The sequence below is a fragment of the Salinivibrio siamensis genome (assembly GCF_001996005.1).
GTDB classification, from domain to species: domain Bacteria; phylum Pseudomonadota; class Gammaproteobacteria; order Enterobacterales; family Vibrionaceae; genus Salinivibrio; species Salinivibrio siamensis.
In genome coordinates this window covers 42,854-56,981 of the sequence record NZ_MUFB01000018.1, presented here as the reverse complement: position 1 = coordinate 56,981, position 14,128 = coordinate 42,854, and the positions used below count along the sequence as shown (strand labels likewise).

General features: G+C 41.4%; 11 protein-coding genes and 3 pseudogenes. 1 reads left to right on the top strand and 13 read right to left on the bottom strand.

Annotated elements, in window-relative coordinates; translation table 11 throughout:
• Window positions 1-74: 74 nt before the first annotated feature.
• The 9 genes and pseudogenes from BZG73_RS10705 to BZG73_RS10665 form a co-directional block, all read right to left on the bottom strand.
• Window positions 75-941: a hypothetical protein gene (locus BZG73_RS10705; RefSeq protein WP_077668281.1), complete on the bottom strand. Its 867-nt coding sequence runs from the start codon at window positions 939-941 to the stop codon at window positions 75-77.
• A gap of 565 nt (window positions 942-1,506) precedes the next feature.
• Window positions 1,507-2,223 (bottom strand): arylamine N-acetyltransferase family protein, encoded by a 717-nt coding sequence (locus BZG73_RS10700; protein WP_077668280.1) that lies wholly within the window; start codon window positions 2,221-2,223, stop codon window positions 1,507-1,509.
• A gap of 60 nt (window positions 2,224-2,283) precedes the next feature.
• A complete protein-coding gene (locus tag BZG73_RS10695) occupies window positions 2,284-2,772 on the bottom strand; it encodes a GNAT family N-acetyltransferase (RefSeq protein WP_077668279.1) in 489 nt (162 codons plus the stop codon).
• A 120-nt stretch (window positions 2,773-2,892) separates the two neighbouring features.
• A complete protein-coding gene (locus BZG73_RS10690; RefSeq protein WP_077668278.1) occupies window positions 2,893-3,534 on the bottom strand; it encodes a LysE family translocator in 642 nt (213 codons plus the stop codon).
• A 126-nt stretch (window positions 3,535-3,660) separates the two neighbouring features.
• Window positions 3,661-4,278: pseudogene (locus tag BZG73_RS16170) on the bottom strand (FMN-binding negative transcriptional regulator).
• A gap of 96 nt (window positions 4,279-4,374) precedes the next feature.
• The gene (locus tag BZG73_RS10680) at window positions 4,375-4,692 is read right to left on the bottom strand and encodes a hypothetical protein (RefSeq protein WP_077668277.1); all 318 of its coding nucleotides are present in this window, start codon (window positions 4,690-4,692) and stop codon (window positions 4,375-4,377) included.
• A gap of 62 nt (window positions 4,693-4,754) precedes the next feature.
• On the bottom strand, window positions 4,755-5,225 hold the full coding sequence (locus BZG73_RS10675; RefSeq protein WP_077668276.1) for a hypothetical protein: 471 nt from the start codon (window positions 5,223-5,225) through the stop codon (window positions 4,755-4,757).
• Window positions 5,226-5,877: 652 nt separating this feature from the next.
• Window positions 5,878-6,531, bottom strand: coding sequence for a hypothetical protein (locus tag BZG73_RS10670; RefSeq protein WP_131826193.1), 654 nt, complete (start codon window positions 6,529-6,531; stop codon window positions 5,878-5,880).
• A 64-nt stretch (window positions 6,532-6,595) separates the two neighbouring features.
• Window positions 6,596-7,723, bottom strand: a pseudogene (locus BZG73_RS10665) (ISAs1 family transposase).
• A gap of 450 nt (window positions 7,724-8,173) precedes the next feature.
• On the opposite strand from BZG73_RS10665, the pseudogene BZG73_RS16165 reads away from it, so the two are divergent.
• Window positions 8,174-8,281: pseudogene (locus BZG73_RS16165) on the top strand (IS110 family transposase); the annotation flags it as partial.
• Between the two features lie 221 nt (window positions 8,282-8,502).
• Here BZG73_RS16165 and BZG73_RS10655 read toward each other — a convergent pair.
• The 4 genes from BZG73_RS10655 to BZG73_RS10640 all read right to left on the bottom strand — a co-directional run bounded on the left by BZG73_RS10655 (window position 8,503) and on the right by BZG73_RS10640 (window position 13,502).
• Window positions 8,503-9,087, bottom strand: a complete 585-nt coding sequence (locus BZG73_RS10655; protein ID WP_077459622.1) for a hypothetical protein — start codon at window positions 9,085-9,087, stop codon at window positions 8,503-8,505.
• A 199-nt stretch (window positions 9,088-9,286) separates the two neighbouring features.
• Window positions 9,287-11,023, bottom strand: coding sequence for an ATP-dependent nuclease (locus tag BZG73_RS10650; RefSeq protein WP_158075298.1), 1,737 nt, complete (start codon window positions 11,021-11,023; stop codon window positions 9,287-9,289).
• A 110-nt stretch (window positions 11,024-11,133) separates the two neighbouring features.
• Window positions 11,134-11,973: an HNH endonuclease gene (locus tag BZG73_RS10645; protein ID WP_077668272.1), complete on the bottom strand. Its 840-nt coding sequence runs from the start codon at window positions 11,971-11,973 to the stop codon at window positions 11,134-11,136.
• Window positions 11,970-13,502 (bottom strand): AAA family ATPase, encoded by a 1,533-nt coding sequence (locus BZG73_RS10640; RefSeq protein ID WP_077668271.1) that lies wholly within the window; start codon window positions 13,500-13,502, stop codon window positions 11,970-11,972. Before BZG73_RS10640 ends, BZG73_RS10645 begins: the two co-directional genes overlap by 4 nt.
• Between the last annotated feature and the right edge of the window lie 626 nt (window positions 13,503-14,128).

The window sequence follows — 14,128 nt, the reverse complement described above, 5'->3', positions numbered from 1 at the left end:
ATAAAAAGAAAAAACGGGCCAGTCCACTAAGCAATGTAATCGGATACTGCCCCGTTGGCAAAAACATTAAAAATTTAGTCTTTTGCCACTTCTTTTATTCTATCAATATACTTTTCTACTTTATCTTCATCGAAAGTCGTGGTTCCATCGTTTTTCAAAACAAATGGAGCTCTAAACTTATACACTACTTTCGACCCATTTCTATACGGGAAAACGGTTATTTTTACTGGAAAGCTATCCCCATCATCACCCAACTCAAAAAGCTTACCTTTTTGTATGTCATACTTTTTAACTTTCTCATCGTTATACTGATACTCGCCTAGTATGCGCGTAAAATTCGCATATACAGACTCATCGTTATACTTAACGTTAAAGTCACCCGAGAATTCTTTAAACCCATCAAATTCAGGATGAATCCTAGAGTTTATTCTTTCAATGTCATCTTTCGCTTCTTGCGTTGTAACCAGTGGGCTTATTGGTAATAAAATTGCGGAGTTCCCTGGCTTTACCTCAATAAAACGTGGAGTTAAAACGGAAACGGTTTTTAGGCCCCCCTGCTCTTCTATTTGGAGTTCATAACTAGCAAAGGTAGACGTGGTGTTAGAGCTGTCTGTGTCAGAAAAATACTCACCGTTTACATATGAGACGAAAAGTCTATTATCATTTGATTTTACCTCTAATCCTTTTAAATCATAAAGACCACTAACCCCAGTATAGTATCGACTTATTCCTTTAAATTTAGAACTCTCTCGTATTTCTCTCTTAAGCTCTTCCCTTATCATATCATCAGTTAAAGGGTCACCTGTGGGTAGTTCCTTCATAAACACGAACTCTTTAACATCAGATTCTAAACTGACTTTTTCCGGTTGTGTATCAACGGCCGAACAAGCAGAGAGAAGTGTTATAGAAAAAAACAAAAAAAACTTATAAAACTTTTGCACTTTTAGCATCCTTTTGCATTAAGTTGAATGAAAACGCTATCAATCCCCTACTCTCCATCATGAGGAAAAACAGCTCAGGGTGAGAGGTTGTATTCTATCAATATGACACACAATTGAGAATAGGGTTCTCCTAGTAGATCAGCGTATAAGTACCCAACCAGTTTCAGTATCCCTTCGGCTAAATTTTTCTCTACGAAACGAGAGCTCATTAGGCAGTAAACACTTCTATTAGACCAATAAGCTGAACTTGATCAGCTCAGAAAAACCATGTCGAGCCGAAACTCACGCCGTAATGAGAGCAGGTAGAGCGACTTTCTTCACCGGCGGACAGTAATTTTGAGCTTATATAATAGCTTTTTAAAGTGTAAAGATATCATGACAAACCTTTTCACTTATAATCAACTTGAATAAGCAGTCGGTCACAAGCATATAGCACTGACGTGACTCGATATACTGTGATAATGCTCAAAAAAGATATCTTCATTGAAGGTTCAACATCGTTCATAGAATGCCGTGATGATAGCGGTCTCTAGCCTATCTTGATTTAAACCAGCTGAGTTAATGCCTAGACGCTATCGATGCTTTTATCGGTAATAAGGTGCCCTGCCGCATCCCAGACCAAAAACTGCTGATTACGAATCAAATAGCGGTGTGAAGCGGTGATCAACGACACCACAAGGTTATTGACGAAAACCGCATCGGAGTGTTGATGAGAATAGAAATGCGCCACTTCAAAGTCGGCTTCTACCACATCATAAAGCTCAACCTCGTACAGTGTTAATGGCGGTTGCTCGGGCTCGTGTAATACCACCATCACTACATCGCCATTGCGCGTGATTTGATAGGTATCGTGCCCGATGGTGCAGGTGCGCTGATTGATATTGAGTAACCCGCGCGGGATTTTATTGCCAAAACCAACGTCCACTAGATAGGTCTCACCATCGAGTTCAAGCACATTCATACGGTGAGTGCGGGGATTGGTGGGTTTACCATTAAGCATCACCCGCGCCAGCACACTGCGCACTTCAAACCCCAAATATTTCAGGGCAAGGTAGGCAATTTTATTGTGCTCAAAGCAATAGCCGCCTTGTTGGTTCACCACCAACCGTTCAAACAATGCATCCGTCTGTAAAGAAAGCGGCTGCCCCGCCAAGGCATTGAGGCTAGAGAATGCATACCGCGCCAAGTGCTTTTCAATGAGTTCAGTGACCAGTGCCACGCCCTTCGCCTCACTCAACGCGAGGCGGTGTAAATACTGTTCAATCATGGGTGCTGATGTCATCGTCGACTCCTTATGTGAATGGCACCAGATTAATCCCTCCAGTTGGGTTGAGGTAAAGCGTTAATCGGATGATAAGAGCGACTTTTCCATACGTAGCAATACCCATGACTCATCGCGAAATGAACGCATACCGCTTTCTCGAGCAGTGACCACAAACCCCAATGACTCATAGCACCGTTTAGCCGCGGTGTTGTGCTCAAACACTGCGAGCGATAACGCGTCAGCACGATATTCTGACGTGGCCAATTGGATAAGCTGGCAGAGCATTTGATTGGCGATGCCTTGACCGCGAAACGGCTTAGCGATAAAAACACGACAAATGCGAAAGTGATCCTCACTGGTTTTGACCAACTCTGCGTATCCCGCGCTCTCCCCCGAGACAGAAAACATAAAAGGCCACACGTCGGGTTGTGCACAATGCTGGCTGATCTGGTGCGCGTTTAACGGAAAATCGAAGGTTGGGCCACCCCATTGGTAGTTTAATTCGTCTGAGTCGATCCAGTTTATCAATCGCTCATAGTCAGATTGAGTGAAGGCTCTGAGTGTCATTTATTGAGGTTCCGATACTCATGATTACGTCAGTAATAGCGCGACAATTTTCTTTATCAAAGGGCTGAGTCCCGCGCACCTAGCAATAACACGTTACTCTAGCGCCTTGTGTGTCACGACTCACGCAGGATCGCGGCTAAAGGCGGAACGTAGCAACCCTAATCCTGCCAGCGCGAAGATCCCAGATACGACGCGCTCAACCCAATGCGCCACCTTTTGGTAGACGTTCATCACGCCGTTGATTGAAAACAACAGGGAGTACATCCCATTCACCAAAAAGCCAATCAGCATACAAGTCAGCACCGCAGCGACAAGAAATAGCCCATCGCTGCTTGAACCCATCCCAACCGACAAAGCCGCCATCCAAGCCACCACGGTTTTAGGATTAGAGGAATTTAAAACCACGCCACGAACAAACCATTTTCGGTATCCCACTTCTTGGCTATCGTTTGTGGAGACCGTCGCGGCGGCATTAAAGGATGATTTAAAAGAAAGGTAAGCCAGCCATAGAAGATAAACGCCACCCACGATTTTTAGCAGCATGAGTAAATATACCGACCCTTGTAGCACCACACCCAAGCCACTGGCGGCGACAATGCCCCAAAACAGCAGCCCAATGGATAACCCTGCGCCGTAAACAAGGCTGACTTTTCGGCCCTTACTCATGGCGATGGTTGCGTTGGAGATGTTCGCCGGCCCCGGGGAGACCGCGACAACAAAAAATGCGAACCCTATTGAAACGAGTGATAAAACATCAGTCATCCTTGCTCCTTACTATCGATGTTGTGTTTACAGTGGTTTTTCTTGTTTTAGATTTTAGAGAAGCTGCCGTACTCATCTTCCTGAGTCTTCGACGGCTAGCTGCTAATACACCACGAGTGGCAGGTGCTACTTATTACCGATCCCAAGATTGCGTTTTTCCATATATGCCGACAAGGCGATATCGTTTAGATGCGTGCTGTCACTGAGTGCGGCGAACACGCCCGTTTGATCGTCCGATTTTCGATGTTGACCTAACTTTTCCTTTGCATGAATGTCGTCAACAACAATTTTAAAGCCCACGACTGACTGGCGCAGTTTCGCTTGATAATCGCTTGGCATCGTTTCCGGTGCATCAAGCAGACTAGGTTCATACTTCGCCACAAGCTGCTTCATTGCCCATTCGTTTTCTTTGTCACTCAAAAGCTTCAAGACACCGTAACAATGCACAGCCGCATAATTCCATGTCGGCACCGCGGGCTTTGTCTTATACCAGGATGGTGATATATACGAATGCGGTCAATTGAAAATAACCACAACACGCTGATTTTCAGTTACTTTCCAATGCGCATTCGCCTTGCCAAAGTGCCCATAAAGACAACCTAACGCCCTTTCCTCTGCTTCATAGACTAAGGGCAAGTGTGTTGCATTCAAATCGTTAGAAACGAGAACGCCAAAGCCATAATCGGAAATGAACGCCTTAATGGCGTCCTCGCCAGTCATTTCTATATTCTTGGGTATGTGCATGCATCCTCTCTGGTTGAGCATAATWAAAGCCTAACGTAAGTTGTGAGACGTCCAACTCACCAAATATTGAACACCCTCARTAAAAATCAAAAATCGCTAATCTGATAACTTTAATATATTTCTATCAATAATCATGTTGTATTTTTCATTTGGAACCACAAACCTCACACCATCAATTTCTATAACTGAAGTCGTCCCTAAACCACTAAATATTACCTTACTTGGGTATAACCCACTCTCTCTTTTGTCAACATTAGACTCGACAAAATGAGCATAACCATCAACAAACTTAACTATAGCATGATCATTTCTTATTCCAATAAGCCGCATAGTTTGCTCTAGAATACCACCTTTAAACTCACCAACAATTAACGGAGAAAAGTATAAAGTTAAAAGCAATAACACTTTTATCACTTTTATATTTCCAGAGATCCTTGAGCGATTTTCTAGCGAGTCTAGATTTTCATACATCAAACTTATGTGCGCGATAAAAAAAACAGAAAAAACAAACCATAAAATAGATCTAAATCAATGAATGCAGTCCTAGTCATTATTAACAAGCCTAGAGTTCCAAGCACCGCCATGCTTATACGGTCACCTTTCAACTCCCTAAATTTATTAATAGTTACTTCATCTGGATTATTAGCGAATCTCCTTCTGGCCTTTTCTAATGCGATAAATATTTTTGATAAGAAGCGCCATAGTGGAGTAAGTGCTATACTCGTACAGTAAAGCATAAACACTACCATTGAGTAAGTAAAACCAAAGCTCAATGCTACAGCAACAAAAATCAATCCATCACCTACGGTAAGTCCTGTAGGATAATACCCGATTCTCCCGCAATAGAATAGAACAACTAACACTCCAGCACTAACAAAGAACTGAAAAATAAGCCTTATAATCTTTGATGTTAGATCAATTTTATTATTTTCACACTCGTAATTCACAACCTATCCTGCATTACTAAAACTCCATATTATTTCCTATAAATATTAACACAGTTAGGTGCGACCTTTAATATTGGAGGAAACCATGTCGACTAAATTTTTTTGTAGTGTTGATCGACATTGTTGCACCGTCAAACGGACTATTAAGACTACGCTGTCTGACTGGACGATGGCGTAAGGACCAATACACCAACCGGATAAATCGTTCCCACGCTCTTGCGTGGGAATGTATATGGATTTGAATCATAGGCAGAGTTCGCCACAAGATCACCGAACTGCACTGCCCCCTTTTCTAACACTAGCGGACAGCGTCACTTTTGGGGAACAAGCCAGTTCAATGCCCTAGGCAGCATAATGTTACACTGTTCATGGTGCGGTTTGTGTTTGAATAATAGCAAGAGCTAGATATGCATTCCCACGCAGGAGCGTGGGAACGAGAAAAATCACTGAGAAGAGGTGATGTCAGCTGTGGCCCGCTTGAATGCTCGACCGAGGAAATGTCTTGGCTTTAGGCAGCCTCGCGTTATGTTTAACAAGTTATGCCAGGCTGCAGACGAGAGTGTTGCACTTCGCGGTTGAATCCGCGCCTCCTCAGGTCGTCGATACGTGTCCAGTAAAACGGATCAAGTCCAGAGCGAACTTAATTGCATTGTTAAGCGACTTTTCCACTTGGCTTGAGCCTGAAACCGTCATCATCAAAGTCAGCAACTCGGATTTCAATAGATTCAATCAAATCACTCAGTTTAGTCGTAAGCTCTATGATTGTTTCTTTATTTATATCGAGTGGATTACCCGCTTTGTCATACCCACCTCGATGAGCGCAATGATGTCGATTACTTACCGCACGATAAAACCAAGATATGTCCCCAAAACCAAACCCAAAAACACTAGCATACATTTTTGTCGTAGATTTAAGGTTATGAAAGATTACCGAATTAAGATGCTTAGCTATAGTCTCTTTAAGTGTTTCTTGGCGAACAAAAATTTCCGAAAGATCAAACCTCATTTTAGCAACCTCAGGGTCACTTTCAACGAGACGCCTTAGTAACGTATCAGACTTAGTCACATAGTGATTAAATGTAGAGAACAGATACCCCTCAGCTGAAGCTATTAAATGACTATAAAGCATTACATGATGTGCATATTGTGCCTCTGGATCCACTTCAGAGTTTACCAACAACATTACATATTTTAACTGTTTTCGAAATAACTTGATTCGCTTGCTTTCTTCTGGGATGAGCAGTTGCAACTCATGTTCTTCATGCTGTGGCTCTGTTATTTCAACCCGTACTTCACCATGATTCACAACACACTCGGTGTCATACGCATTATTCTTTATGAGCACCACGGAAAACGCATGAACATCCGCGTCATGAAAGGCTTCCCAGCACGGTCGCCAGGTACTCCTGGTCCATCGCACACATCATTCGCTTGCGTTGAATCCCGGCTTTGAAACTCTTCTCTTGCTTTAATAAATTCAAAACCATTTGCCTTATTCGTGCAAAAACTTCAGCTCGGTCATCTACCCTAATTCGGCAGGCGTCTTCTTTTAATCCAACATCGAGTTGCCAGTGCATTGATTCAATTAACCAGTGCGAGCGAGTGGCATCATGAAGCTCTTTCGCTGTCAGTGCTTTTGAACTTATATAATAGCGCACAGAAATATCTGATTCGTCGGCGTGTTTGCCTTCTTGTCGAACACTCACCATGATGCCCATCGTTTTTAGTTCAGGCCAATCATAAGCCAAATCACCTAATACACTTAAATCGGTATTGATGAGTGCGCATCGTGTTTCTAAACGTCCATGCGATTTCTCTTGTGATGAGTAGCTATCACCATCAAAGTTTTGAAGCATTGAAGGCCGGTAATAATTATCAAACGCTTTGTCTAACTTACCTTGGTTTCCTTTAACAGCGAGCAAGTAATCGGCATTTTTATTAATGATTTTTTGTGCGATTTTTCGCTGACAACCCATGGCATCAATGGTAATCAAACAACCTGAAATATCGAGCAATTCTAGTAGCTTAGGGATGGCAGTGATCTCGTTCGTCTTACTGTCTACTTTTGACTGTCCAAGGCATACACCATTTGCGGTTGCGAATGCATTAACCATATGAATAGCAGCTTGGTCTGTTGATCTGTTATACGATCCTTTCAGTGTTTTTCCATCAATGGCAATGACTTCACCATCTGTTAGTTAATGACATGATTTCATCCATTCAATAAAAGCGTTTTGTAANGCTTTTGTACTCATGGTTCCCATCACTCTTGCGATCGTATCTGCCGAGGGTGATGTTTTACCTGAGAAGCCAAAGCGTAATAAAAAATCACGTTGCTTACGTCCATAATCACTAATGCCTTTCCAGGTATCATGACCAGACAACACCGCACAAATCGTTATCAAAATAATATCTGATAACGTATGTTCAACTTTACCTTCTTGGCGAATGTCTTTAATGGAAACGAAATGCATAAATGGACTTTTATCTTCTGTCATTTAAAACCTCCTAAACGTTAGGAGACCATTAAATCGCACTGAAAATGATCAACAAATTGAACCCTTATTTTCACTTATTTTAATTAATAAACATGGCATGACACACGGTTTTTAACCTTAAGTAACAACTTAGTCATTAATTCGCTACCCCAGGCATGCCGCGGATCTTCATGCGTTTTCCCTGTTATGAGCACGTGATATGGTCTACCACAACTATCACATTCAACTTCAGATTCAGTTTCTTGAAACTGCTCTCGTTCCTTTTCTGTATCTGCGATATGTACTGGGTAGAAAGCCCCCTCTCGAACAACACTGCCACATTCGCAGTCGAAAGTAATATTAGTGTACATGTTTCCTCTTTATTTATTTTTGCTGCTTAACGAATAACATGGATTCCCCCTCTTGAAGATCTGCCACACTTAGGTGCGGTCTTTAATACCGGAGGTAACTATGTCTACTCAATTCTTTTGTGGCGTTGATCTCGTCAACTACCACTTTTCTCTTCACGCAGTGGATGACCACGGAAAAGTCATTCTTCATAACTCGTTCCCACGCTCCTGCGTGGGAACGAAACATAATGTCTAATGGTCCTCTCACAGGATTGGCAGGCAGCAGCGGTGAGACCGCAGTAAGAGACCTTCTATATGTGTTTGCCGTAAGCAATGACTTAATGGCGGAAATGACAGAGCGAAGTAGACGACTTTGTTGTTCGAGAGCATTGGCTGCTGGCGCAGCCAAAAAATGCTATTGCCTATTGACCGGAGAAGGGCTCGTATGTGTTAACTGACAGTACTCTCAGTTTCACGATTACTTATAGGTGTCAGCAAATGCTCTTCAACAAGTCGAGTAACGACACGACATGCAAGTGAAAGTTGATCTAATGGGATCGATTTAGTCTCATGGATAGTTAAATGAGCCACACCTTTATTTCCATTTAGAACAGATAATTTTAGGGCTTCGATTTCTTTGGTAGAGAGATAATCAGATGCTTTCGTATGCAAAGGCAAACGTGTCAGATGAAAACTACTCATTACGATATCCCCATCTTTGGGGTCATAAGCATAAAAGTTACCATTTTTATCAACGCTAATACCTAGCAATTGAACCATAACTCGTATCATCGCAATCCCACTGTCTAGTATTGGATCCGTCAATTCACGAGAATGCTCACCGGCATACAGTTCCTTGCCACTCAATTTTAAGCTCGCATTCGAAAAGCTCTTAACACCATCTCCGCAGTACTCATCAAACATGAGTTGACTTACTTTCTCGCAAAGCTTGATCTCACGCAAGCGAGGCTTGATACGTTCGTCGATGACTTGAACTTGCTGTGCCGGAGAGAGAACTGCAACTACACCACTCATAAACTTTACCTCCGAACTAAAATTGTTATTGTCAGTTAACGCCCGCATAAGAGGCCGCAAAACGTAGCGGCGACTAGTTTAAACTTTGCGAAGCACCAAAACTAAATCGCCGCGTAGTTTTGGTGTCCAAGCCCCCACTTTTCAGGGGGCGACTTGATGTGTTTGTTAAATGGCATTTACTCCGCTCTAAGCCATGCAACTAGCTCTTGAATACCATCGAAGTCTGGGCAAACTTGCTGCAAGCTAATTTCATCAGCTTCGTTTTTAAAAGCTGCCCAAGATTGCTCATCTTTGCTATCAATTCCAAGGTGAGGTTCAATTGCGCCTTTTTCCAAAGCCAAATGTTTTCAAGTTTCATCTTATTATGCAAAGAGTCAATTAAAGGTTGGGTATCCTGCTCGTTTGCTAAGATTTCGAAAGCTTCTGAAGCTTTTACAATTCCATTTTTTGGCAGATTATTTCCATTTAGCGTGACTTTTCCTTCATGCGATAATCGGATGAAGATATCTTTAATCCCCGAAACGTCGTCATCTTCCCTATCAATGAATCCATGGGATATTGCACCATTTAAGCCGTAGTCGAGGTCTGCTATTGCCTTTGCAGGTAAGTCCATTTCATCAAGGATTTGAAGCGACTTTTTCGTATCATTAACGCCGCTCTGGGCAACCAGAGCGTGTTTCTCTTGGCCCATAGTTTTATCTGATACTTTTTTAAATATATACGGTAATAATCGTAACTCGGTCTTTCCTTCAGTTAGTACCACGTTTTCTGCAAACAGCACCTGTGTAGAATGTGACAGGGCGAATAATTGTTCCATCKGGTGCCTTGAATTTGGAACCACACTCTGAATAGCATCAGATAAACGCTCTCTAGTATAAGTGCCAGTGTCAGGATGCTTTCTGATTAGAAGGGTGTTTTTTGCATGCTCAGCAGTAACCATTTGAGCTGAATGTGTAGATATTAAAACTTGGTAGCCATTCTCAGAAAGCTTTAAAAGCGCTTCTCGAACTTGCTCAATTGCAAATGGGTGAAGATAAAGTTCAGGCTCATCAATTAATAGAAGAGTATTTGTTATCTGGTCATTAGTTGAACGCTTTATTTCTGCTAGATATTGGACTAGAGCCATCTGAATTGAGCGCTGAGCGCCATGCCCATAAGATGAGAAGTCTCGACCGCATTGCTCATCTTCATACACTTTGATGGTTCCACCTTTGATAAGGTCTTCAAATGAAGGGGTTTCAAAGTGAAGCTTAATACTCATACCAGGGAAAAGGTTATCCACTTTCTCATTCACCCTAGCGTCAATTGAATCAAGCTCATCAAAACGCATATCACCGTCAGATGATATACGGCTTTTCACCTCAGATAGATGCTGATTTAGCTCTTGTTCATGAGCTACCTTTACAGGTTCAATAAATTGAGAAAGTAGCTTACCGATAGTTGTAGATGTTTTAGCCTTTGACGCATCTTCTGCGGCATTTTCCATAGCTCCGATTCTAATTGGTTCAGGTAACAAGACGCTAACAGCATTATCAATGCCTGTTGGGTTTATAATCCAATCTTGTTGAGCGTCATCCCACACGGAAAGCTTAATTTCAGATGCTTTTGCATTTGGCAAAAACTGCGTTCGTTTAATTTTTATCGTTTCATTATTCACATAAGGAGAAATCGACCTTTGCTGCCTATCAGGCATTTGCTCGATGATTTCTTGGGAGACTCCTTTGATCACTGCACTAACTTCAACAGACTCAGATTTATCATAGAAGTCTCCATCTGAAAGGCTACTTTTCCGTAAAAGCCACTGGATTGCCGAAAGGCAGTTTGATTTTCCAGCATTGTTATAGCCAACAAACGGAGTGTAACTACTAAGTTTAAGCTCCGTTTCTTTGCATGATTTATAGTTTTTTATCTCGACTTCAGAAATTATGTGGCTCACAATAGCTCCTTGTTTCACACGATGATGATTGATGCCATTTAACGCCTTGCTCACCGGAAAATTGGGAGCGCAGCGAGTAATTTTTCCGTGTGCAGCAACTTGTTAGCTTTTTATTGAAATCTGTCTTGGCAAAACCAATCACTTTCATGCAAACAAGTATAAAAAGCCGACTGCCAAGAATTTATACTCACCTGCTTTCTACTACTTGCCATATCTCCTAAATACGCCTTTAGTTCAGTACTGCCGGAGTCTTCGAAGATTTTTCTAGCTAWAAACTCTATATTTGCAAGCTCTTCAGCTGCATGCGAAGAATAAAGGGCGGCTAAATCAAACGTCACAAAATGGTGCTTTAGCCTTTCAATTAATACATCATCACATTCAGAAGGAGGTTCTACATAAAATTCCACAACAACAGGGATTGATTCTGTTAATTTTGCTTTAACCCATGAAAACCCTTCCACATCATCGTAGTAAGGGTGTAGTGTTTCTTGTTCTGAATTTAACGGTATATCTTCACTTTTAATTTTATTGCAATCTTGACAAGCAGGAACAAGGTTTAATGGGGATACAGCTAAAGACGGATAATGAGCTTTGGGCAAATGATGATCTAAAGTAGAAACAACTCGTTGAGAACATAGGGGACATCTTCCATGCTCTGGCAATGACATTAATTTATCATAGTAAACTCTACCAGGAGCTAATTTTTTAGCCATTCGCCCTGTATAGACCTTTTTCATCTCATCAACTGAAACCACATCCGCTACAATTTCTTTGGCTTCAATGGTATGTAATTCTGCCAAAGCAGCTTTCTCGTCAAATTCAGCTGATGCTTCACCAATTTCTAATGAGCAAGAATGTAATCGGCGCTTGAGATCAGCATTACGAACACGATCTATACATGCCTCAWAGACAACTACTGCGTCATCATCTGGTCGGGTTAATTTTCTCATGCCTTGGCTCTCTTCACACCATATAAAGCACGCAATATACCTTTTGCTTCTAAACCCAACTGGCTGTTAAAGCTATTTATTGCAGCCTCATAGCTGTCAAGTTTATCAACAGCATCGTTTAGTAAATTGTGGAACCCAGAATCCGTATGCTCTAATCCAAAAACCTCTCTAGTCAATATTCCTACATTTTCTCCAAATGATTCAGTCTCAAGCCTTTCAACTTTTGACAAATGACCGCTTCTCCAAAGCTTCCACGTACAACTTCTAGGCACCTCCTGAAGAACCACTGGTGAATGCGTTGCTATTATTGAAACTGCATTCCTATTTATTAAAAGGTCTGAAAGAGAACGAATAAAAGCAGATAAAAGGGGTGGGTGGAGATGAGCCTCCGGCTCATCTAGGAAAACTAAACTCCTTTCTTCGATTGTTTCTACAAGCCTTGTTATTGTAAGAAGTACAATTTTGTGACCAGAGCTCAAGTTTTTGAATATCCTTCCTGCAATACCCTTGAAATCATCTTCATCCTCATTATTCAGAATAGATGCTACGTTAATATCGCCAAATACTGGATCAGTCTCTAGCTTTTCTATTGCTCTTTTCCAACGCTCTATCTTGTTTCCTGCCTTGCAGGCCAAAATACTTTTCACAAATTCATTTTTAAGAATTACAGGACTTTTTGGGGGAAGGTTTTTCTCATTTCCTTTTTTTACCCTTTTTAGGCCAACATAAGAAAATTGAATTCCTGATGATTTATCCTTTTTCTCAGCTAATGGCTCAGTTTCATCAAATGCACTAAACGTAACTGATACAACATTAGAAAATAGTTCTCCTTCAAACTCATCCGAAGATGAAAACTCACCCACTTTAGAGGCCGGTGATTCATCATCAATAAGAGAGCTGATCATATTATTAATTAAATACGTTTTTCCGACACCATTTCGACCAATAAGGACATGTATATTTGTTGGAGGATTGCTCTCCGGAGTCACTTCAAAAGCCAAGTTGAGTCTTGTACCTTCAGTGCCTCTCATTTTCGGAGATTTATATGAGAAAGAGTATTCAGATAATCGAACAACCCCTTTGGCAAGCCTTCTATATTGTCCTTTGATTGAAGTATGACTTACTGATCTTAGTAATGATGTACCTGTAACCCGCTCTTTAATTGCTTTCTCATAGAGGCTTTCGTCTAAAGCAATGTCATTAAGGGCGGAAAGTATTTGAGACCTTATTTCTTCGCCTAGCTTATTTAATTCGTCGTAAAAACTATCATCTTGACCGACCGAGAAAAAATCATTGCTTAATTCATTGAAGCTATCAGGTATTTTTGGCCTTCTCTGTTCTTTCTCCATATTAAATTGGCCGATTTTAGTCGAACCAATTCTATTTCTATTTAGATCGCCATCAACATAAATCAAAGTATACATCGTTGAAAATTCAAACCAATCATCCCAATCATCCGTCACTAAATAAGCACGATTGGGCTTGTCAATTGGACAGCTTTTTCCAGCAGCTAGAACTTTAAACTTCATGACTATTCCATTCGATTAATACATCTTTGCTCACACAAGAGGCTAACATTGTATTAGCGCGCACGCTCACTTCCCCAAAACCGTTATACGCGCCTTTTCTTTATTAACTTACTGTTATTAATAGTATCTATCGCTTTTACGATCTGTATCTTCCCCGTGAAAGTGTGCATGCCGCCTATCACGGCTGGTGCATTCACACTATCCCCGAACCTAGTAATGTAACTCATTGATGAATATATTCTTTTATTTTACTGAACTGAGAAAGCGTGAATGCATGATGAGAAAGCGTGCATCCTATTTGGCTTTCTATCCGGTAAGCTGGTTAACTATCCAGCCTTTCCCACGCTACCGCCCGCCGGTTTTGGGCATCCGATAGGCCATTTCCCTTTTTGTAGTAAGGATTAGCCTAACAGAGGCGTGATAACGTTTTCATTCCCTAATGTCCAAAATGTTAGCTAGCGCTAATTCTGTGAGATTGCTTCGAGGATTTGGCTGAGATCTTGCGGGTGCGTTGGTTGGGTCTAAAAAGCCAGCCGAGGGTGTCATTTTTTGTGGATGCTTCCAAAAAACATGCAACTGGTCTTTTTTTACGCAAAATTAATGATTATTTCACTAAATTTGTACAA

Excerpts from the sequence above, each read along its gene's own strand:
- BZG73_RS10700 (WP_077668280.1), bottom strand. The coding sequence starts at position 2,223 with ATGACATCAGCACCCATGATTGAACAGTATTTACACCGCCTCGCGTTG.
- BZG73_RS10655 (WP_077459622.1), bottom strand. The coding sequence starts at position 9,087 with ATGAGTGGTGTAGTTGCAGTTCTCTCTCCGGCACAGCAAGTTCAAGTC.
- BZG73_RS10690 (WP_077668278.1), bottom strand. The coding sequence starts at position 3,534 with ATGACTGATGTTTTATCACTCGTTTCAATAGGGTTCGCATTTTTTGTT.
- BZG73_RS10695 (WP_077668279.1), bottom strand. The coding sequence starts at position 2,772 with ATGACACTCAGAGCCTTCACTCAATCTGACTATGAGCGATTGATAAAC.
- BZG73_RS10640 (WP_077668271.1), bottom strand. The coding sequence starts at position 13,502 with ATGAAGTTTAAAGTTCTAGCTGCTGGAAAAAGCTGTCCAATTGACAAG.